Raw genomic sequence first — 21,438 nt, 5'->3', positions numbered from 1 at the left:
ATGACAGGGCAGATTGCAGAGGCGATGAGCAAAATCTACAGTTATATGACCGATGATCATCAGGGGAATTGGGGCATGGATATGAATCAGTGGGACTGGGTTCCTGGTGTCGGTATCATCTCAATTTTGGATTATGGTGAGAAGTCAGGGCAAGAAGAAGCGATCCAGTACGTGGAAAAATGGGTAGAGCAGAATAAGCATAAGGCCGATGCTCAGAAAGTAATTAATGCAATGGCGCCTTTTGCCGTATTTCCTTCCTTATATCGCCGCTCCGGAGAGGCTTGGCTGCTCGCCAAGTCACAGGAAATTGCACAGTGGATGCTGAATGAAGCGCCGCGTACACGCGAGCGGGCTTTCGAGCACACCGTTACGGAGGCTGCCGAGTTCCGTGAACAGGTTTGGGCAGATACGGTATTTATGGCTGTCTTATTTCTAGCTAGGCTGGCGAGAACGACGGGTGATAAGCAGTTGGCTACAGAGGCACTAGAGCAGACCATGCTTCATTTGCAGCTGCTGCAGGATTCGAATTCGGGATTGTTATTTCACGGCTGGAACTGTGAGGCAGGCAACCATTTATCAGCGGTTCGTTGGGCTCGCGCCAATGCATGGATCGTTATGAGCATACCCGAGATTGTGAGTGAAATCAGCGGGCTAGCAGCCATACCAACAGAGCTTAACAAACGATATTCCACTCTTGCCGCTGCACTACGCTCTTGCCAGGCTGCAGACGGGCTGTGGCATACGGTGCTGGATCGCACGGATACGTATAAAGAAACCTCGGCAAGTGCTGGAATTGCATGCGGTTTTCTTAGAGGAGTCAACACAGGTATGCTTGACGCCTCATTTCTGGAGCCGGCTGAGCGAACGCTATCTGAAGTGTTGTCGCTAATTAATTCTAATGGTGAAGTTGCAGGTGTCTCGGGCGGAACACCTATTATGCCATCCGATGACGCTTATAATCAGATTCCGATCTATCCGACACTTTATGGGCAAGGCTTAACTTTACAGCTGTTGACAGAATTTATGCTCTTGCTGACTTCTGAGCAAGCAAACGAAGATAACTTGATTACAGGTGAGGGATGAAATGAACATAGTGGACAATTCCAATAATTCATTCGATAACAGAAACAAGTTGATTGAGCTGATTGATTCCCTAGACTCCCAGTACAATTCAGAAAACCGTTTACTTAGGTCACCCTTCAGTAGTCCCGGCTATCATACGACCATTAAACAGGCTGATTTTATCCATTCAACACGGAGCTCGCTCAGCTATGCGCTGGGTCTGCTGGATACRGGGAAAGAACATTATGAGCAGCGTGCTTTCGATATTATTGAGCAAATCGTTTCCTTGCAGGATACAGATCGGAGCCGCAATACATTCGGTATCTGGTCTTGGTTTTATGAGGAGCCGCTTGATCAAATGTCCCCTCCTGATTGGAACTGGGCTGACTTTTGCGGCAAGCTGCTTGTGCTGATCATTTCAAGGCACGATGCAAGGCTGCCAGAGACGCTGCGGCAGTCGGTGAAACAAGCTATTTGTAATGCCTGTGACGCGATTATCATTCGGAATGTTGGACCGCATTACACTAACATTGCAATTATGGGCGCATTCGTTACGCTCATCGCTGGTGAATGGTTCGAGCGGCAGGATTATGCAAAATACGGTTTGGAACGACTGGAAAAGCTGCATAGCTATACAATGCCTCGGCAGGCGTTCCAAGAATATAATAGTCCGACGTACACTTATGTTGCTATTTTGGAGCTGTCTGCTATTGTAACGGAAACGAGCAATGATTATGCAAAGCAGCTTGGAAACGACTTGCTGAACATCGCATGGAAAAGTGTAGCGGATCATTTTCATGCCGGTACAAGGCAGTGGTCCGGTCCGCACAGCCGTTGTTACAAAACGCTGCTTACACCTCAAAGCAAAGCTTTTCTACAATTAGCAACCAAAGGAAAGCTGGCTTTTTATATGGAGGATGAACTTCCTTATTATGAAGATTGGTATAAATGCGGCGCTGTATGTCCAGAGCAATATGTAGAAGGTTTCCTTGCGCTCGGTCAGCGGACGATAAGGGAATGCTTCGGGATCAATGGAAACGGTAAAGAGAAGTGGGCAACTACTTATATGACGCCGACCTATACACTTGGCAGCTTCAACAAAGAGATTATGTGGAACCAGACAAGGACTTTGCTCGCCTATGTTGATAATGGTGGCGAGGCGACTTACTTGCATCTGCGTGCGCTGCACGATGGTTATGATTATTGTTCTGCTATTTTTCATGGGGAGCAGCGGGAGAACCATCTGTTGTTTGGAGTGAATTTTGTCGTCAATGGCGGTGATACCCACCCGAATTTGGATATGATTCATGGCTCAATCGAAGCGTCAGATTTGCGATTCCGTCTGGAAATTGGCGGCGCTTTGGATCAGGTCAGCACCGTAGTGGAGAAAGGCAGTGTTAGCCTTCGAATAGGGGAGACGCTGGTATCGCTGCGCAGCTGGTTTGCAGCCTTTGATGATCAGAGTGCAGGTGAGGCAGCCAGAGACTGGAGCTGGGAAGTAACTAGGAAGGGTGACTTGCTGGGCATCGACCTTGTACTTCATACCGGTGAAAAGAAGGTTATTGATTTTCAAAAAATGAACGAGGCTGCATTTCTTTTCTCTCTTTGCATAGGACAAGGAGTTGATAGCTTCAAGCCGCAAATCGAACGTACAAAAGAGCTTGCAACTATTAGTGCAAGCTGGAATAATGAGGATATAGCGCTTACTTTGCAGTTGAAGCCTAGTATGCTGTAATTATCCACAAAGCTTGACCCATCGAACTGATGGGTTTTTCTTTTAGCAGTGTGTATAGTCCAGCTGAGCAAAAAGAATAAGAGAGGACGAAATGTGATGAAAGTTCAGTACACGTTATTTCCAGAAGGACGAACGAAGGCTATGACCTTCAGCTATGATGATGGGCGCACTCAAGACCGGCAGCTCGTATCGAAATTAAATCAGTATGGCTTCAAAGGTACCTTTCATCTTAACTCTGGTTTTCTTGGGCGCGAGGGATATATTACAGCGGAAGAGGTTAGAACGCTCTTTCAAGGCCATGAAGTATCTGCGCACACGGTTAGTCACCCTTTTCTAGAAATCTCTCCACCAGATCAAGTAGCACATGAAATTTTGGAAGATCGGCGGACGCTGGAGAGTCTTGTACAATATCCGGTACGTGGAATGAGTTATCCTTTTGGAACTTATAATGACAAAGTCGTTGCGATGCTTCCAGCGCTTGGAATTGAATATGCTAGAACGGTGAACAGCCATGGCAGATTCGATATGCCAGCTGATCCGCTTCGTTGGCATCCAACATGTCATCATAAACAATTGCTAGAACAAGTTGAAATTTTCAAAGACTTTAAGGAATGGTTTAGTAGAATGTCTTTGCTTTATGTTTGGGGCCATAGCTATGAGTTTGACAATGACGATAACTGGGAGATTATTGATCAAGCGGGGGAGCTGCTAAAGGATAACGATACCATCTGGCATGCTACGAATGCAGAGATTATAGCCTATATGCAGGCGCTCGAGAGACTTAGATTCTCAGTAGACAGAAGCATTGTTCATAACCCTTCTGCGCTCGACGTCTGGATAAGCGTGGACGATAAGCCTATTAAAATTAGTGCAGGTCAAGTTACTCAGTTTTAAAATAAGGCTAAGCTTTCGCCATTCCTGAAGTTCGGCAGCTTCTAGAATAAACAGCCAGAAGAGCATATCTCGCTCTTCTGGCTGAACAAATGCTAAGTTCCCATATATTTTATGTGTTGTGTTCGGGCTTTTCTGCAAGCCAATCTTCCAGAGTGGCTACTCTTTCAGGGTGAAGATAGCTTCTTGCTAGAAAACCTGCGCCATGGGATGGCATGGGATCTTGATCCGTTGGTTGATATCGCAAATCTACGCTCCAGCGCACCTCGTCTGATTCATTGGGGGTGGACATATGCAGACAACGGTCATTAAAAAGAATCGCGCTTCCAGCTGGAACGGGCAAGACGACAGTTTTTGTTTTTCCCAGCTGGCTTTCATGCAACGCCGTGTAGCCTGTACCTGTATGGCTTTCGCTATGCCATTCCAATAGCTTCGTGCGATGAGTCTTAGGCTTGATATGCAAGCAGCCATTAACTTCGTTCGCATCGACGAGAGGAATCCAAACGGTTATGACAGGATTAGAATTGGCATCGGGCCAATATGATTTATCTTGATGCCAAGGCACTGCTCCAGCAGCAACTTTCGGAATTTTGGGTCTTGTGTTGTAGACCGGATTGGAAAAAAGCTCTCCCCCGATTAAGGATTCCACAGCGTCCAAAATTTTTGGATTGCTCATTAAATCGAAGTAGCCAGGCAGTCTATCACGCCAGCTTCTACCGTAGTTCAGAAATTCCTCTGAGGTTAAATCCGCAAACAACTCCGCGAGCCTATATTTGAAGGGCCGATGCTCCAGTTTATCGCTAATAAGTCCTGCATGCATTAACTCATCTGCAATCATGGATACTTTCTTATTCATCGCTTCTTTGGCGGGCGCTAAATCCTGTTCCGACAGCAGATTTGGAAGCACAAGATAGCCCTGCTCATTATAAAAATCAATTTGTTCTTTCGTTAAACTACCGAAATTAGATGGACTTGTCATGTTTTATTTCCTCCTATTCGTTATCAACAATTGAACCCATCGTACCAAATAGGAGCTGAAGCTGTATTTAGATAACAGTACGATGATTTATCAATACATCCGCTAACCTGCTTAACATGAAGTCCCTGCTGCGCCTATTTAAAGTCTGACGATAGGCTGCTGCGTTTGTAGCCGGCTGGCGTCGTTCCAGTTAGTTTTTTGAATGTGCGATGGAAATGTGGCAGGCTCTCAAACCCGCATTCGCTCGCTATCGCATGGATTGGCGCATCCGAGGATAGAAGGAGCTCCTTGGCGTGACTGATCCGTTTTGCCGTGACATATTCAGTTAGCGTCATACCAGTAAGAAGCTTAAAGACACGCGTGAAATGTGATGGATTCACTGCCGCTTTGGCGGTTAGCGTGGATAAGCTGACGTCACCAAAAGGATGTTCGTCTATTGTACGAAGCGTTAGCCTCATCCACTCCGGCGCACCCGTATGTTTCCGTTCGGCTGTTGGAGCGGGTATTTGGCGATTCAGCAGAAGCAGCAGCTGGAGCAGATGAAGGACGGCAGCATGGCGGCGCCCTGGTTTATCCATCGTCAACTCATCGTTAATATGAACCAGCATCGTTTCTATTAAGTGCTGGTCGGATGTATCCAGACTGAGCTTCTGGCTTTTCCGCTTGTTAGCCTCCTCAAAGCATTGAACAAAAGAAAAGGTATCGCCTAAGGAGTCCCATTGAACGATACGTCCGTGAAAATAAATGGCGCTCACCGTCAACGGAGCTTCTTCATCCGGCAATGCACGATGGACGGTGTTGCCAGGGAGCAGAAATAAATCACCGGGTTCTATGGCATAGAAGGAGCCATCAATAAAAAACACGCCTTTTCCCGAATGGACATAGACGATTTCATGCCAATCATGCAGGTGGTTGGGCAGCTCATTATGCGAATCCTTTACCGCACGATAGCTGAATTCGAATGGAAAAGAAGCAGCAGCATCAAATTGCTTGCGAATCGGCTTCATTTTGGCGGTACCTCCTTGATGAGGAAGATATAAAAATATGCTGTTCGGTACTAGTGTAATGGCTATCCGAATAATAGTCAAAATAGGGTATGTTTAAGCGTTTTCTCGCAATTTTCATATCTTAAATGCTCGATTATTATGGAGGATAACGATTAAAAATTGGATAGTAAACCGATTAGTCATAAACGAACAAAAGATGGAGGAGTGGCTGAATGAAACAACAAATGACAGATGGCGTCGATGCTTTAATTATGGATGACCGAGATCATGTTGTGATGGCGCTGCGTGATGTTGAAGCTGAAGAAACCATTCGCTACAGAGATGGTGAGGAAATTCATGAAATTAAAGCACTTGATGTTATCCCATTCGGACATAAGCTGGCGATTAAGGCGCTTAGTGAAGGACAGGAAGTGCGGAAATACGGCGAAACCATCGGGCGAGCGAGCATGGCCATTTTGGTGGGGCAGCATGTTCATGTCCACAATATTGAAGGAATACGCGGCAGAGGCGATATAGCCGGGAAGGTGGAAGCATGAGCACATTTATGGGGTACGAAAGAGCGAACGGAGATATTGGCATCCGCAATCATCTGCTCATCATTCCAACGGTCATCTGTTCCAATCAGGTTTGCAACCGAATCATGCAGCTAGTACCGGGTACTGTGGCCATTCCTCATCAGCATGGATGCAGCCAGATCGGAGCGGACAAGGAACGTACTTTCGAGGTGCTGTCGGGAACTGGGAAAAATCCAAATGTAGGCGGAGTGATCATCATCAGTCTAGGGTGTGAGGTAGTGGATCCCTACGCGCTTGCAGAGGATATTCGTAAAACCGGCAAACTTGTGGAAGTATTTGATATCCAGTCGGTTGGCGGCTCAGTGAAAGCGATCCAGCATGGAACGGAACTAGCCAAACAAATGATGGTGGAGCTTGAGCGTCAGCCGAAAGTGCCTGTTCCGCTGTCAAAGCTCAAGGTAGCCGTGAAATGCGGCGGCTCCGATGCCACTTCCGGCTTGTCGTCGAATCCGGCACTTGGTGAAGCCGCGGACTCTTTAATCGCAGCAGGCGGAACAATCGTTATCGGCGAGACGACCGAAATTATCGGCGCCGAGCATGTGCTGGCACAGCGCTGTGCCACGCCAGAAACGGCGGATATGCTGTATCATATTGTCGGCCGTTTCGAGAAAGAGGTAGAGCGGATGGGCGCTGACATGCGGGGCGGCAATCCGAGTCCTGGCAATATTGAAGGCGGTCTTTCTACGATTGAAGAGAAATCACTAGGCTGCATTAGCAAATGCGGGAAAGCACCCATTAAAGGAGTTATCGAATACGCAGAACAAATACCGGAGGGCGGACTCTACTTCATGGACTCGCCGGGCAATGATATCGAATGTGTATCGGGCATGGCAGCGGGGGGCGTTCATATCGTTTGTTTTACGACGGGCAGAGGAACGCCAACGGGGGCAGCAGTCGTGCCAGTTATCAAAATTACAGGGAATAAACGGATGTTTGAGCGGATGGAAGATAATATGGACGTCGACGTCAGCGATATGCTGGGCGGCATGCTGAGTTTGGAGTCGGCAGGAGAGAAAATATGGCAAGAAATCATAGATGTAGCGGATGGAAAATGGACGAAGGCAGAAACGCTGGGTCATCAAGAATTCAGCATTAACCGTATCGGACCTAGCTTATAGGAACATTTTGTGAGTCACGTGGTTAGTTTTGGGGCATGAATTCGAATATAGAAGGGAGCTTAGTATATGAGATTAGCGGATAAGATTGTCCTCATTACCGGTTCAGGTTCAGGCATTGGCAGAAGCTCGGCGCTGCTATTCGCCAAGGAAGGCGCGTTTGTTGTGGTTAACGATCTGAACGCAGATAAAGGAAATGAAACGGTAGAAGAGATCAACTCCCTAGGGGGGCGGGCTTCGTTTGTTTATGCGGATGTTACTGATCCAGATTCCGTTCAATCCATGGTAAGCGAAACGCTTGCCGCGCACGGCCGAATTGACGTCCTGTTTAATAATGCCGGCATTAGCGGTGTAGGGGCGCTTCATGAGGTGGAGCCGGATGACTGGGATCGCGTGATCCGGGTCAATATTCGCGGGGTTTACTTGCCTTCCAAGTATGTCTTGCCTCATATGATGGAACGAGCGAGCGGCACGATTATTAACATGTCTTCCTGTATTGCAGAGATGGGTCTTGCAAACCGCGCGTCTTATGCAGCAACCAAAGGAGCGGTACTGGCACTTACCAAATCGATGCAGGTCGATTATGCTAAGTACAATATTCGTGTGAATGCACTTTTGCCGGGTACGATTATGACGCCGTTTGTTGAAAACTATTTACGCACCTCTTACGAGGACCCAGAGGCTGCCATCGCATCGCTAAAATCACGGCAGCTCAGCAATGAATTAGGCCGTCCGGAAGATGTAGCGAAGGCGGCACTGTTTCTTGCATCCGATGAGTCGAGCTTTATGATGGGCTCACCGCTTTATATTGATGGAGGCGTCGTGTTCGGCAAAAATGCCTGACGCGGCAGTATGAATCATCCACAAAAGAGAGGAAGATAACTATGAAATTGCTTGTCATTCAAAAAGAAAATGGCTCTCATTTAGGAGTTAAATTAGCGAGTGGCGTCTTGGATATCGTTGAGGCACTCAAAATCAACAATAAGCCGAATGTACCGACAGCAGTTATGGAAGTGATCGAAGGTGGCTCGGATGCACTTGGTTCGTTAAGCCAGTTTGTGGAGGAAGTCTCCGCAGCTTCAGAACAATATTCTGCTGCCCTATTTCGCGAAGAGGATATTACATTCGGCCCATGTGTAACCGAGCCGGGCAAAATTATTTGCATCGGACTGAACTACCGCAAACACGCGCATGAGACCAACGCTCCAATTCCTGCGTATCCGATTTTGTTCAACAAATTCGATAACACCGTAGCTGCTCATGGAGAAGATATTCCGCTTCCAACAAAGGTGACAAGTCAGGTTGATTACGAAGCTGAACTAGTTATCGTCATCGGCAAGAAAACAAAGTATGTCGAGAAGGAGCAGGCGCTGGAGCATGTTTTCGGTTATTGCTGCGTCAACGACTTGTCCGCAAGGGATCTGCAAATGCGCACGCAGCAGTGGCTGCTTGGCAAATCACTGGACAAGTTCAGCCCGCTCGGTCCTTATTTGGTCACTGCAGATGAAATTGCAGACCCTAACAATCTGTCCATTGGCTGCACGGTTAACGGTGAAGTACGTCAGCAGTCCAATACTTCGGATATGGTTTTTAGCTGTGATGAAATCGTAAGCTATGTCTCACAGCATATGACATTGTCGCCAGGCGATATTATTCTTACTGGAACGCCTGAGGGTGTTGTACTCGGCTACCCGGAAGAGAAGCGGGTATGGCTGAAGGCTGGCGATACGGTTACGATCGAAATCGAGAAGCTGGGTTCGCTGACGAACCGGTTTGTAGAGGAAGTTCAGTAAACAGCATATATCAGTGAGTGGAGAAAGCCTGTTTCATTGAGGCTTTCTTTTTTTTATTATTAAAGAATGACATGCGGTTGGCTATAAACGGGCTCATCCAGCGGATAACATCTCAAGATTATTTCACTAACGAACTGTATTATGCTTATTACGCAGAAAACGTCCTTTCTTTAATTTTAACGAACCTTATTAACGTTATAGCATGCTTTATAAGTGGTTATGAGCAACTTTTCTCGAAATAACGATTCTAGAGTTCGTTACAATTATAAGCCACGATGAATGTTCTAAATAAGGGCTATTAGGTTCGCTAGCTATAAGTAGGATGAGGGAAGGACATCGTTTTGCCTAAGCTCTATCAAAAAAAACAGGGTCTGTTTTAAGTGGAGGTAATTCTACTTTTGAGACAGTCCCTTTTTTTTATCCAAAAAGTTGGCGGCAAATCTTTCATTCCGACAGCCACAGTGCGGAAATTCAATAATAGAATGACGGATACGTGAAAGAAAGAAAGTCTCCGGTATTCTATCATAATAAATAAGAACACAATCAACCAATCGAGATGGGGGTATTTCGCCGAATGACTATTGAAGCAGGCATTAATATTTTTTCCGTATACAGGGAGCTTGGTGAGGATTACTTTGGAACGCTGGAGAAGGTTGCTGCTGCAGGGTATGTAAATATTGAGCTTATCGGATTCAATATGAAGTCCTTTACACGATATATCGATGAAATTCCTATGGAAGCGGTTCGAGATAAGTTTCGTGAGCTTGGTCTAAATGCAGTAGCGGTTCATGAAGGCACGATGCCAGGGCAAGAATTGATTTCGCATGACTGGGATTCGCTTATGAAGTATTACGCGGGTATCGGTTGCCAACGAATCGTGCTCCCATCCGTGTGGATCAAAGATCGTGAGGATACGCTGAAAGCGGCGGAGCAAATGAACAGTGTCGGCAAAAAAATGAAGGATGGCGGGTTCCAGTTCTATCTGCATAATCACGCGCATGAGTTTAAAGCGGTCGGTGATCAAACGCTGTTCGACTTGATTTTGGAAAATACAGATCCATCCTATGTGAAATTTGAAATCGATATGGCATGGGTCGTACGTGCAGGCATAGATCCGATTCATGTGTTAGAGAAGCTTGGCGATCGTTGTGATATTGTCCACCAGAAGGATATAAGCAATAATCTATCCGGCCAGCTCAATATTATGGAAGCTATGCAGCAAGGCAGCGAAGAGGGGCTTGAACCATTTCAAATCTATCAGAAGCATATTGGCCCTGGGGACTTCGTTGACCTTGGCACAGGCAGGTTTGATTTTGCAGCTGTGTACGAGCAAATCCGCGCAATGGGGCATGTCCGTTATGCGCTTGTGGAGAACGAGGGCGAGTCGGAAGACAAGTTTGGCAGCATTCGCAAGGATCTAACCGTGCTTCAACAATATGTATAGCCCATAAGGAGGAGAATGTTCAATGAACAAAGGAAAACTTAAAATCGGTATCATCGGCTGCGGCGGTATCGCAAACCAGAAGCATATGCCATCGTTAGCCAAGCTTTCACATATGGGTGAAATGGTTGCCTTCTGTGATGTTATTGAAGAGAAAGCGCAAAAGGCAGCTCAGGATTTTGGAAGCGAGGGCGCTAAAGTTTATGTCGATTACAAAAAGCTGCTCGAAGACGAATCAATTGATGTTGTTCATGTATTAACACCGAACCTGCAGCATTCTTATATAACAGTTGATGCACTAGAAGCGGGCAAACATGTCATGTGTGAGAAGCCAATGGCGATCAACTCAATTGAAGCCAAAAAAATGGTAGATGCGGCTAAGCGGACAGGCAAGAAACTGACGATTGGCTATCAGAATAGATTTAGAAATGACTCTCAAATTTTGCATAAGGCATGCCGCGAAGGTGATTTAGGAGACATTTATATGACTAAAGCTCATGCCGTGCGCAGACGCGGAGTGCCGACATGGGGTGTCTTTTTGGATAAAGAGCAGCAGGGCGGCGGACCGTTAATCGATTTAGGCACGCATGCGCTGGACTTGGCATTATGGTTCATGGATAACTATAAGCCGAAGTCGGTGAGTGGTTCTGTCTATCATAAAATGGCGGATAAGTTCGAAGGCAATATGATGGGGGCATGGGACCCGGAAAGATATGATGTAGAAGACTCGGCTTTTGGATTTATTAAAATGGAAAACGGCGCTACGATTTTCTTGGAGGCGTCATGGATATTAAATACAACCGATGCTAAAGAGGCGATGACTACGCTTTGCGGGACAGAAGGCGGAGCAGAAATGAAAGCTAGCTCAACGTTTGGGAAAAGCGATGTCATCTTTAATAGCGCCAAACACGGACAGCTTGTAGAGACGAAACCTTCCTTTAGCGGGGGCATTGCTTACTTCGGTCCAGGGGCTGAGGATGATGGCGTGAAAGAGGCAAGACAATGGCTCGATAGTATTATTAATGATACCGAGCCTCTCGTAAAACCAGAGCAAGCTTATGTGGTCACGCAAATTTTAGAGGCGATCTATAAGTCGGCTGAAACGGGCAAAGTTGTAGAATTTGAATAAAGTTTCAATTCATTTAACGGAATAACAATATAAAAGGGAGCCTTTCCATCAGTGGGAAGGTTTTTCCGCTAGTGAGAGGGAATACGTTAATGTCTGAATATGATAATCGTCCTAGGAGGCAGTAATGACATGAGTGATAATTGGACTGAAACAAAATTGGAAACGATTACATATGTAAAAAATGAAGGTGGCCCAACACTCGGATATTCAGCTAATTCAGGCGTAAATATTATAGTGGAAGATGGTTTTGCATTTAAAGACCTCAATAAGGATGGGAAGCTGGATAAATACGAGGACTGGCGCTTGCCGGCAGAAGAGCGAGCAAAGGATTTAGCCACAAAAATGTCCATCGAGCAAATTGCCGGTTTGATGTTGTACAGCGCACATCAGGCTGTTCCAGCTTCACATGGCTTTTTCACCGCCTCTTATAATGGCAAGCCCTATTCGGAGAGCGGTGCGAAGCCGCATGATTTGTCCGATGAACAAATAAAGTTTTTAACCCAAGACCATCTGCGGCATGTGCTCCTTACTTTTGTTGAAAGTCCGGAGATTGCTGCTCATTGGAACAATAAAGTACAAGCCTTGGCCGAAAGTACAGGTTTGGGCATCCCGGCGAATAACAGCAGCGATCCGCGCCATGGGTCCGATGCGAGCAAGGAATATAATGCAGGGGCGGGAGGCGCAATTTCCATGTGGCCCGAAACGCTGGGGCTTGCAGCAGCTTTTGATCCTGAGCTTGTTCATCAGTTTGGGAAGATCGCTGCTAAGGAATACAGGGCGCTTGGCATTGCAACCGCTCTTTCTCCCCAAATCGATATCGCGACCGAACCAAGATGGTCACGCTTCGACGGCACGTTCGGAGAGGATTCAAGACTGTCAGCCGATTTGGCAAAAGCCTATGTCGACGGATTTCAGACCTCGTTTGAAGAAGAGTCTCCATCAGACGGCTGGGGATCAGGAAGCGTAAATGCGATGGTCAAGCATTGGCCGGGCGGCGGTTCGGGCGAAGGCGGCAGAGATGCTCATTTTGGATACGGCAAATTTGCTGTATATCCAGGCAACAACTTCGAGGAGCATCTGATCCCGTTCTTGGACGGCGCATTCAAGCTCTCAGGAGGGACGGAGAAAGCATCGGCCATCATGCCTTATTATACGATTTCCTATAATCAAGATCAGGTGAATGGCGAGAATGTCGGCAATGCTTACAACGCTCACATCATCGGTAACCTGCTTCGTGATAAATATGGCTACGATGGTGTCGTGTGCACGGACTGGGGAATTACGGACGATGAAGGCACTGATATTACACGATTGTTTCCAGGAGGACGTGCATGGGGGGTTGAGGAAGGTTATACCGTTTCGGAGCGTCATTACAAAGCACTTATGGCCGGAGTAGATCAATTCGGTGGAAATAATGATGCGGGTCCTGTCATTGAAGCTTACCATATCGGTGTGGCAGAGCACGGTGAAGCTTATATGCGAGCAAGGTTTGAGCAGTCAGCGGTAAGGCTCTTGAAGAACATGTTCCGCGTCGGCTTATTCGAGAACCCGTATTGCGATCCAGAACAAACCACTCGCATTGTCGGCAATGCTGAATTTATGACAGCAGGCTACGAAGCGCAGCTCAAATCACTCGTTTTGCTTAAAAACAAAGGAACCGTTCTCCCGATACAGAAACTGAAGACGGTCTATATTCCTAAACGCTACAGACCAGCAGGTACCAATTGGATCGGATTCCCGACTGCTGCATTTGATGGATATCCCGTCAATATGGATGTTATACAGAAATATTTCGAGGTAACGGATGACCCGGAGATAGCTGATTTTGCAATGGTGTTCATTACGGGGGCAGATTCCGGCAGCGGATACAGCAAGGCAGATGCTGAAGCAGGTGGAAACGGTTATGTTCCGATAAGCTTGCAATACACCTCGTATACCGCAGAGCATACTAGGGAAATTAGTATAGCCGGTGATGATAGAGATGTGTTAAACCGCTCCTATAAGGGGAAAACGGTAACGACCACAAATGCTTCGGACTTGGAGGCTGTACTGAGAACGAAAGAGGTTATGAAAGGCAAACCTGTCATTGTGTCGCTGCAATTATCGAAACCTTCTATCGTTGCAGAATTTGAAGCAGAGGCCGATGCAATCATTGCTGCATTTGGGGTACAGGATCAAGCGATTCTAGATATTATTACCGGTGAAGCAGAGCCTTCAGGGCTGCTGCCGATGCAGATGCCTGCGAATATGAAGACCGTTGAGGAGCAGCTGGAAGATGTTGCACACGATATGGAAGTACATGTTGATTCCGAGGGGAACGCTTATGATTTTGCATATGGCTTAAACTGGAGCGGGATTATCGTGGATGATAGGACGAAACGCTACGGCAAGAAAAAATAGTTTGATAACGTGCGGCCGGGGATTAATCCCCGGCTAATAGTTGTATATAGCTCTATTTTTTATTTAAGAGGCAAATGGGGGCTTAGCAAATCTTGAAATTACTTAATCGTTCTCTCTTTAATTCGCTTCGATTTAAGCTGGTAACAGGGCTTATGCTTATTATGATTCCGATGGTTTCCTTTCTTATTTATAACAATTTGTATTCCATTGATGTCGTTCGTAATCAAGTGGCGCAGTCCAACAGCAATATGCTTAATCTATACATGGGTTTGATTGACACGACGCTTGAGGATATAGATAGCTACATGCTCAAATTTACTGCGGAAGAATCCGGATTGAATATTCTCGATAGTCTCCCAGAAGCAGATGTAGATTTATACAATTTGCAGCGAATTTGGCTATTTACAGAGTTAAGAGACAATGCGACTTATTATAAAGCATTGGACTATTTTTTTATTTATTCACCCTTGAATCAGGATTTGTTGTTCGCGCCTAAACTGACGGGCTCTGCTTATACCAACAATGATTTCATCAAGGAAGGAATTGTTGCGCTTCTGAACGATGAACAAGCGATGAAAAGCTATCAGTACGATAAATGGTCTGTGCTGAATTTGAAAGAACAAAACTATTTGCTGCATATGATTAAGGCTGGCAACCTGTACATTGGGGCAGGGGTAAATGTGGACGGAGTTATGGACCCGCTGGACTTTCTAGACCTCGGATCGGAAGGCAGGTCGCTGCTTGTTGATGAGAGCAATAGACCGCTACAGGACGAGGACTTTTTCGAAAAAAATAAAATCGATTTATCCTATATCTCTAAGACGTATCAGCTTTCCGGCGCAGACAACAATTACCTCGTCATGGGCGAAAAGTCAGGCAAAGGTGAATTTGGATTAGTAGCTGTCGTACCCGAGCAAAATATTTTGGAGAAGCTTCCTTATCTGCAAAGAATCATTGTGCTTATTGCGACAGGCTCGATTCTCATTCTAGTGATTGCTTTGTATTTTCTGCGTAAAGTGGTCCTGCTGCCGATCAATCGAATTATTGTCGCCATGCGCAAAATCAAAGAAGGTTATATGGAGGCAAGAATACCGAATAAACCGACCTCCAATGAATTTGAGATGATGAATGAAACGTTCAACAGCATGGTCTGCGATATTCAACAATTGAAAATTGACGTATATGAGGAGCAATTGATTAATCAGAAAGCAGAGCTGAAACAGCTGCAGCTGCAAATTAACCCTCACTTTTTTTTGAATAGCTTGAACATCGTCTATTACTTGGCGCAAGAGAAGAAGTACGAATTAATACAGGAGCTGTCCCTCTCCTTGATCCGCTATTTCCGGTTTATGTTCCGCAGCCAGACGGATTACGTGCTTCTGCAGGATGAGCTTAATCATAGTGAAAACTATTTGAAAATCCAGACCTTCCGCTTTCCCGGAAGCTTTACGTACGACATCACTGTTGATGGCGAGCTGAGGGAATGTTACATTCCTCCGTTAATTATCCAAAGCTTTGCCGAGAATACGATAAAACACGCAATTAACACGGATGAGCCGACTCATATTGCGATCACGATTGGAAGATGCGAATTGATGCCAGAAGAGAGATTGCGAATTCAAATTCATGATACAGGCCGCGGTTTCTCCGAGGAGGTCTTGCAGAAGCTGCAGCAGGAAATTAATTTAATGAATGAAGATGGCGAGCATATTGGCATTTGGAATGTAAGACGCAGATTGCGGCTGTTATACGGGGACAAGGCGAGCATGGCTTTTTATAACGAAGATGGTGCAGCAGTTGAAATAACGATGCCTTTAACGAAAGAAATGAGGTCGTGAATATGTACCGTTTATTAATCGTTGATGATGAGATCTTTATCGCAAACGGCATTAAATCGAGTGTGAACTGGAGAGAGCTCGGCATTATAAGTGTCACTCTCGCACATAATCTTCGGCAAGCGAAGGAGGAATTTAGTCTTCAGCCATTTGATATGATGATTTGTGATATAGAAATGCCGCAGGGCAGCGGACTGGAGCTCTTTGAATGGGTACGTGAACAGTATCCCCAAACCGAATGTGTTTTCCTTACCTGTCACGCTGATTTTCAATATGCGAAAAAAGCTCTTCAGCTTGGCAGCTTCGAGTATTTGTTGAAGCCCGTTCCGCATGATGAATTGAAGCTTGTGATGACGAAGCTAATCGAGAAAATCAGGAAGGAGCGGGAATCGGCAACGATGGTGGCTGAGCGTTTCTGGCAGGATGTACTGAAGCAAGCCATTCCGTCTAATCAGGATAAAATGTTGGAGGTTATCGGCAAGCAGAAGCTTCCGTACACGAGGTCTATGACATTTCTGCCGGTTCTTATCAGTATCGAGCATTGGGAGAAATCATTAACCGCCCGTGATCTGCAAATTATGGAGTATGCGCTCCACAACGCCCTTGAGGAGGTCGTTATTCAGCGTGCTGCTAGTGCACAAATCGTCCGGATGAACGCTGATTACATGCTCATTGTGTTTGCACAGGATGTTATGCAAACAGAAGATGGCAAGCTTTTTAGCAAAGAAATCAAAAGGCGCTGTCAGTCTTTTATTGAGATGAGCAATCATTATTTATATTGTCACGTGTCCTGCTATATAGGCAAATCGGCACAAGTCCATGAAGTGCGCGATATGGTGGAAGGCTTGATCGCTTTTAAAAAGAATCAAGTTAATATGGCAGACTGTGTGATGTTCATCGATGATCCAATAAAGAAGGAATCGCAGATTCCAATGCCGCCCATGAATGTATGGTCGGAGCTCATTAAGCAAGGAAATAAGAAAAAGGTACTCGATGAATCGCAGCAGTTTTTGGATTCATGGAAACGAATTGAGTGCTTAGGCGCCAAAAGGCTGCAGCAATTTTATCAAAGCTTTCTGCAAATGGTTCTGCATACGCTGCATGAGCAGGGGCTGCGCGCGGATGAAATCTTTTCGGATCATTTGACGCCAGAGCGTATTTTGTCAGCGACACGAAGCGTGACGAACCTTCAGAATTGGGTGCGGGATGTGCTTGAGAAGGCGCTCGTCCATATGGAAAAGCTGGATTCGACGGAGACGGTGGTCGAGAAGATCAAGCGCTACATTGCGCTTCACATCGATGAGGAGCTGTCCAGACAATATATCGCCGATTATATTGGGTTAAGCCCTGATTATATCGTTAAACTGTTTAAGAAAGAGACGGGGCTCTCGATATCCGATTATATTTTGAAAGAAAGAATCAATCTTGCAAAGGAGCTGCTCGCAAGAACCGATACTACGATCAGCAACGTCGCACTCGCGGTTGGCTTCTCGAATTTTTCGTATTTTTCTACGTTGTTTAAGAAAGAAGTATCGATGACACCCCAGTATTATCGCAAAGGCTGTCCGTCCAAATAAACGATGCCGTTAGAGGATTAGAGACCCTCTGACGGCATTTTTCTTTTCCCGTTTATGATGTCGGAAACTCGAAAGTCGGATGTCGGATTATTAGTAGTGGCTCTATTTTGTTTGCGCTACTATTAGTTAAGCAACATATTAAACGAAGCCAAAGGTGGTTGAGACCCGTGCAAGCAAATCCTGAGACGTCACCCTCCAATATGAAGCAGGTCTCATTGAAGACGAAGAAGAAAGCAGCATTCGCATCGGAGATGAGAAAGGTTAAGAAATACCGTGCCCTCGTGCTGATGGCGCTGCCCGGCCTATTGTACCTGCTGATTAACAACTATTTGCCGATGTTCGGAATCGTGATCGCATTTAAGGACATCAATTTTGCCAAAGGAATTATGGGCAGTGACTGGATTGGCTTTAAAAACTTTGAGTATTTGTTCAAAACAACGGACGCTTACATCATTACAAGAAATACGCTGCTTTATAATATTACCTTTATCCTGCTGAATACGGGGATTGCATTAGCGCTTGCGATAATGCTTAATGAAATTCGCAAACGTTTCTTATCAAGGCTGTATCAGACGCTAATCCTGCTTCCCTTTCTAATCTCGATGGTTATTGTCGGCTATCTGGTGCTCGGCTTCCTCGATGTTGAGAACGGATTCATGAACAAAACCTTGCTTCCGACGATGGGGCTTGATCCTATCTCTTGGTACAGTGAGACCAAGTATTGGCCATGGATTTTGACGCTCGTAAGCGTGTGGAAAGGCGTAGGCAATTTGTGCATCATTTATTTGGCAGCGATCATCGGCATTGATAACGAGTATTACGAGGCAGCAACGATCGATGGAGCTAACCGGTGGCAGCAAATTACGAAGATTACGCTACCGCTCGTATCGTCGGTTATTACGATTATGACTTTGCTTGCCATTGGACGAATATTCTACTCCGATTTCGGCTTATTCTTCCAAGTTCCGCTTAACACAGGCGCGCTGATGCCAGTTACGAATACGATTGATACCTATGTTTATCGAGCATTGATTAACCTCGGCGACATCGGGATGTCCTCGGCCGCAGGTCTGTACCAAGCATTGGTCGGTTTCATTTTGGTCATTTTATCGAATGCTGTCGTACGAAAATACAACAAAGACAACGCGTTGTTCTAGAGAGGGAGATGTATTATGCAAGCATCGGGGAAGCTCTATCAATGGATCATTAACATCGTTATGCTAGTGTTCACTTTTTTCTGCATCATGCCGTTCTGGCTGCTGTTCTCCGCCTCCCTTACCGATGATATGGAGCTTGTTCGCAGCGGTTATGCATTTTTCCCTGATAAAATAAGCTTCTCTGCATACCACTATTTGTGGAACAGCTCTTCTGACATTATAAGGGCATACAGCATTACGGTTTTAACGACTATAATTGGTACGACGCTTGGACTTACGCTTACTGCGATGGTCGCTTATCCGCTTTCGCGTTTAGAAATGCCGTTTCGCAATACGCTCGCATTTTATGTATTTTTTACGATGTTGTTTAACGGAGGTCTTGTACCGACGTACTTGCTTTACACCAACTATTTCGATTTAAAAAATACGATGCTGGCCTTAATCATACCGGGCCTTTTGATGAACGGATTTTTTATCATATTGATGAGAACCTTTTTTGCAAGCTCAATTCCGACAGCGATTATTGAATCCGCCTATATCGATGGGGCAAGGGAATGGAAAATATTTTACCGGATCGTATTGCCRCTCTCGACGCCGGTGCTTGCTACAGTAGGATTATTTTACACCATTTTATATTGGAATGACTGGTTTAATGGCTTAATCTATCTTACAGATAGTCATTATTATAGCCTTCAAAACCTTCTCAATCGAATATTGCTGGACGTACAGTTTTTACAATCTTCTACGCAGGCAGGCAGCCGTAATGCAGATATTGGAGCGAATATTCCGCTTGCGCCAATGCGGATGGCAATGGCCGCAATTGGGGTCATTCCACTGTTGATCGCCTATCCGTTTTTCCAAAAGTATTTTGTTAAAGGTCTGACGATTGGTGCTGTTAAAGGATAAAGCTTTCATAGACGCTATAACGGCATGGATCATGCATTTATAGATAGAATCGGATCACAAATAAAAATAGGGAGGTCACAGCAATGAGAAAAAACAAGTTTGTGGCAAAAACGCTTCTCTTAATCGTACTAGCTTTCGCAATGGTGATCAGTGCATGCGGCAATGGAGACAACAAGGGCACTAATGCAGGCAACGACGGGAAAACAGCAGAAGGAAAAAGCGGCAACGGCAGCGGGGAGCTTAAGCCTGTTGAGCTAGTTATGGTATTTCCAGTCGGGGGCGAGCCTAAGGATTTAAAGCTGGTTCAGGATGAAATCAACAAAATGACGAAAGCAAAAATCAATGCGACAGTAAAGCTGGTACCTATCGGCTTTGGCGCATGGGCTCAGCAGAAGACACTAATGATGTCGGGTAATGAACAGGTGGATTTGATCGTAAGCGGACTTGGAACCTACAGCCAAGATGTAGCTAAAGGGCAGCTTCTTGAGCTTGATGGATACTTGGCTGAGAATGGACAAGGGGTTACGGAAGCGCTAGACTCCCTTGATACTGCGTTCTTGAATGCGACGAGAATCGATGGAAAAATATATGCAGTACCAAGTATCAGAGATTTGGCAGCAGATTATGGCATCACGATGCGCAAAGATTTGGTTGAAAAATATAACATTGATACTGCCGCGATTAAATCTTTGGATGATTTGGACGCTGTATTCAAAACAATTAAAGATAATGAACCGGATATGATTCCGACAGTTAAGTATGGAACATCTATTCTCGATATTTATGTTCTCAGCTACTTTGATAACTTGGGCGAAGGCTTTGGCGTGCTTCCAGGCTATGACAACGACCTGAAGGTCGTGAATATGTATGAGACGCCGGAATATGCCGAAATGCTGAATACAGTGAGAAGATGGAATCAAGCAGGTTATATTGCCAAGGATGCAGCTACAAGCACTGAGACGCAATACAACCTAGTTAAATCCGGCAAGGCTTTCTCGTTCATTTCCCATATGAAGCCGGGTATTGAGACGCAGGAATCAAGATCTACAGGCAAAGAGATGGTATCGGTACATTTCCGCCCTGCAGCAACAGCGACGTATAATATTACTTCCATTATGTGGAGTATCGCAAGAAACTCGAAGGACCCTGAGAGAGCGATGATGCTGCTGAATATGATGTATACCGATAAAGACTTCATCAACTTGCTGGATTACGGGATTGAGAACAAGCATTACGTGAAGGTTTCCGACAATGTCATTGATTACCCGCAAGGCGTGGATGCAACAAACTCAGGCTACAACCTGCAAATGGGCTGGATGTTTGGCAACCAATCGCTTTCACACATTTGGAATGGCGATGATCCAGAGCTTTGGAATCAGCTGGCTGAGTTTAATAGAAACGCCGTGAAATCAAAAGCGCTTGGCTTTACTTTTAATGCAGATGCCGTCAAAACAGAAATTGCGGCAGTAACGAATGTGCAAAACCAGTACAAAATTGCACTGGAGACCGGAACGGTCGATCCTGTTTCGAAGCTGCCTGAATTCAATAAACAGTTGAAAGCAGCGGGAATAGACAAAATTATCGCAGAGAAACAAAAACAGCTGGACGCTTGGGCGGCAGCTAAAAAATAGGAAGAAGCTGAATGGGGGCTGTCCCATAAGCATCAAGCTCGCTGAGGAATAGCTCACTTTGAACGGGAGTATTGGTAGCAGTACAGGAGAGCTATTCCTGTACTGCTATTTTTCTATTCTGGTCTATGCTTGCTTCATAGGATTATGGGCAAGCGAAAGCCACCCGACCTCCAGACTTACCTTAGGTAAGCTGYGAAGCAGAAAC

Annotated in this window: 17 protein-coding genes and 1 pseudogene; 15 read left to right on the top strand and 3 right to left on the bottom strand. The window is 45.6% G+C overall.

Annotated elements, in window-relative coordinates:
* The 3 genes from AC1DPK_RS15370 to AC1DPK_RS15360 all read left to right on the top strand — a co-directional run bounded on the left by AC1DPK_RS15370 (position 1) and on the right by AC1DPK_RS15360 (position 3,691).
* Positions 1-1,083, top strand: coding sequence for a glycoside hydrolase family 88/105 protein (locus AC1DPK_RS15370; RefSeq protein WP_441884970.1), 1,083 nt, complete (start codon positions 1-3; stop codon positions 1,081-1,083).
* Between the two features lies 1 nt (position 1,084).
* A complete protein-coding gene (locus AC1DPK_RS15365) occupies positions 1,085-2,797 on the top strand; it encodes a hypothetical protein (protein WP_441884968.1) in 1,713 nt (570 codons plus the stop codon).
* Between the two features lie 96 nt (positions 2,798-2,893).
* Positions 2,894-3,691: a polysaccharide deacetylase family protein gene (locus tag AC1DPK_RS15360; protein ID WP_441884994.1), complete on the top strand. Its 798-nt coding sequence runs from the start codon at positions 2,894-2,896 to the stop codon at positions 3,689-3,691.
* Positions 3,692-3,800: 109 nt separating this feature from the next.
* On the opposite strand, the gene AC1DPK_RS15355 is transcribed toward AC1DPK_RS15360, so the two are convergent.
* The gene (locus AC1DPK_RS15355; protein WP_477510863.1) at positions 3,801-4,667 is read right to left on the bottom strand and encodes a phytanoyl-CoA dioxygenase family protein; all 867 of its coding nucleotides are present in this window, start codon (positions 4,665-4,667) and stop codon (positions 3,801-3,803) included.
* 134 nt (positions 4,668-4,801) lie between these two features.
* Positions 4,802-5,674: an AraC family transcriptional regulator gene (locus tag AC1DPK_RS15350; protein ID WP_477510862.1), complete on the bottom strand. Its 873-nt coding sequence runs from the start codon at positions 5,672-5,674 to the stop codon at positions 4,802-4,804.
* Between the two features lie 212 nt (positions 5,675-5,886).
* Between AC1DPK_RS15350 and AC1DPK_RS15345 the strand changes: the two genes are divergently transcribed.
* From AC1DPK_RS15345 to AC1DPK_RS15290, 12 genes are all read left to right on the top strand, one after another.
* Positions 5,887-6,210, top strand: coding sequence for a UxaA family hydrolase (locus AC1DPK_RS15345; protein WP_441884963.1), 324 nt, complete (start codon positions 5,887-5,889; stop codon positions 6,208-6,210).
* The gene (locus AC1DPK_RS15340) at positions 6,207-7,367 is read left to right on the top strand and encodes a UxaA family hydrolase (protein ID WP_441884961.1); all 1,161 of its coding nucleotides are present in this window, start codon (positions 6,207-6,209) and stop codon (positions 7,365-7,367) included. The genes AC1DPK_RS15345 and AC1DPK_RS15340 overlap by 4 nt, the downstream gene beginning before the upstream one ends.
* Positions 7,368-7,433: 66 nt before the next feature.
* Positions 7,434-8,207, top strand: coding sequence for an SDR family NAD(P)-dependent oxidoreductase (locus tag AC1DPK_RS15335; protein WP_339204810.1), 774 nt, complete (start codon positions 7,434-7,436; stop codon positions 8,205-8,207).
* A 41-nt stretch (positions 8,208-8,248) separates the two neighbouring features.
* Entirely contained in the window at positions 8,249-9,157 is a 909-nt protein-coding gene (locus tag AC1DPK_RS15330) for a fumarylacetoacetate hydrolase family protein (protein ID WP_441884957.1), read from the top strand.
* Between the two features lie 574 nt (positions 9,158-9,731).
* Positions 9,732-10,601 (top strand): sugar phosphate isomerase/epimerase family protein, encoded by an 870-nt coding sequence (locus tag AC1DPK_RS15325; protein ID WP_441961060.1) that lies wholly within the window; start codon positions 9,732-9,734, stop codon positions 10,599-10,601.
* Between the two features lie 22 nt (positions 10,602-10,623).
* Positions 10,624-11,727, top strand: coding sequence for a Gfo/Idh/MocA family protein (locus AC1DPK_RS15320; protein ID WP_441884953.1), 1,104 nt, complete (start codon positions 10,624-10,626; stop codon positions 11,725-11,727).
* Positions 11,728-11,856: 129 nt separating this feature from the next.
* A complete protein-coding gene (locus tag AC1DPK_RS15315; RefSeq protein ID WP_477510861.1) occupies positions 11,857-14,127 on the top strand; it encodes a glycoside hydrolase family 3 protein in 2,271 nt (756 codons plus the stop codon).
* 92 nt (positions 14,128-14,219) lie between these two features.
* Positions 14,220-15,965 carry a sensor histidine kinase gene (locus tag AC1DPK_RS15310; protein ID WP_441884949.1) on the top strand — a complete coding sequence of 582 codons (1,746 nt, stop codon included), beginning with the start codon at positions 14,220-14,222 and terminating at the stop codon, positions 15,963-15,965.
* Between the two features lie 2 nt (positions 15,966-15,967).
* Positions 15,968-17,539, top strand: coding sequence for a response regulator (locus AC1DPK_RS15305; RefSeq protein ID WP_339204804.1), 1,572 nt, complete (start codon positions 15,968-15,970; stop codon positions 17,537-17,539).
* 251 nt (positions 17,540-17,790) lie between these two features.
* A complete protein-coding gene (locus AC1DPK_RS15300) occupies positions 17,791-18,696 on the top strand; it encodes an ABC transporter permease (RefSeq protein WP_441884992.1) in 906 nt (301 codons plus the stop codon).
* A 15-nt stretch (positions 18,697-18,711) separates the two neighbouring features.
* On the top strand, positions 18,712-19,602 hold the full coding sequence (locus AC1DPK_RS15295) for a carbohydrate ABC transporter permease (RefSeq protein WP_076267076.1): 891 nt from the start codon (positions 18,712-18,714) through the stop codon (positions 19,600-19,602).
* An 83-nt stretch (positions 19,603-19,685) separates the two neighbouring features.
* Positions 19,686-21,233, top strand: a complete 1,548-nt coding sequence (locus tag AC1DPK_RS15290) for an ABC transporter substrate-binding protein (protein WP_477510860.1) — start codon at positions 19,686-19,688, stop codon at positions 21,231-21,233.
* 123 nt (positions 21,234-21,356) lie between these two features.
* On the opposite strand, the pseudogene AC1DPK_RS15285 reads toward AC1DPK_RS15290, so the two are convergent.
* Positions 21,357-21,438, bottom strand: a pseudogene (locus AC1DPK_RS15285) (transposase); the annotation flags it as partial.

It is taken from the genome of Paenibacillus sp. 01T424, from assembly GCF_056398745.1.
This window is presented reverse-complemented; position numbering and strand designations above follow the sequence as displayed.

Bases quoted from the DNA above. Each gene is read 5' to 3' on its own strand.
- AC1DPK_RS15335 (WP_339204810.1), top strand. From the start codon at position 7,434: ATGAGATTAGCGGATAAGATTGTCCTCATTACCGGTTCAGGTTCAGGC.
- AC1DPK_RS15360 (WP_441884994.1), top strand. From the start codon at position 2,894: ATGAAAGTTCAGTACACGTTATTTCCAGAAGGACGAACGAAGGCTATG.
- AC1DPK_RS15370 (WP_441884970.1), top strand. From the start codon at position 1: ATGACAGGGCAGATTGCAGAGGCGATGAGCAAAATCTACAGTTATATG.
- AC1DPK_RS15330 (WP_441884957.1), top strand. From the start codon at position 8,249: ATGAAATTGCTTGTCATTCAAAAAGAAAATGGCTCTCATTTAGGAGTT.
- AC1DPK_RS15315 (WP_477510861.1), top strand. From the start codon at position 11,857: ATGAGTGATAATTGGACTGAAACAAAATTGGAAACGATTACATATGTA.
- AC1DPK_RS15300 (WP_441884992.1), top strand. From the start codon at position 17,791: ATGAGAAAGGTTAAGAAATACCGTGCCCTCGTGCTGATGGCGCTGCCC.
- AC1DPK_RS15320 (WP_441884953.1), top strand. From the start codon at position 10,624: ATGAACAAAGGAAAACTTAAAATCGGTATCATCGGCTGCGGCGGTATC.
- AC1DPK_RS15350 (WP_477510862.1), bottom strand. From the start codon at position 5,674: ATGAAGCCGATTCGCAAGCAATTTGATGCTGCTGCTTCTTTTCCATTC.
- AC1DPK_RS15305 (WP_339204804.1), top strand. From the start codon at position 15,968: ATGTACCGTTTATTAATCGTTGATGATGAGATCTTTATCGCAAACGGC.
- AC1DPK_RS15325 (WP_441961060.1), top strand. From the start codon at position 9,732: ATGACTATTGAAGCAGGCATTAATATTTTTTCCGTATACAGGGAGCTT.
- AC1DPK_RS15340 (WP_441884961.1), top strand. From the start codon at position 6,207: ATGAGCACATTTATGGGGTACGAAAGAGCGAACGGAGATATTGGCATC.
- AC1DPK_RS15355 (WP_477510863.1), bottom strand. From the start codon at position 4,667: ATGACAAGTCCATCTAATTTCGGTAGTTTAACGAAAGAACAAATTGAT.
- AC1DPK_RS15290 (WP_477510860.1), top strand. From the start codon at position 19,686: ATGAGAAAAAACAAGTTTGTGGCAAAAACGCTTCTCTTAATCGTACTA.
- AC1DPK_RS15345 (WP_441884963.1), top strand. From the start codon at position 5,887: ATGAAACAACAAATGACAGATGGCGTCGATGCTTTAATTATGGATGAC.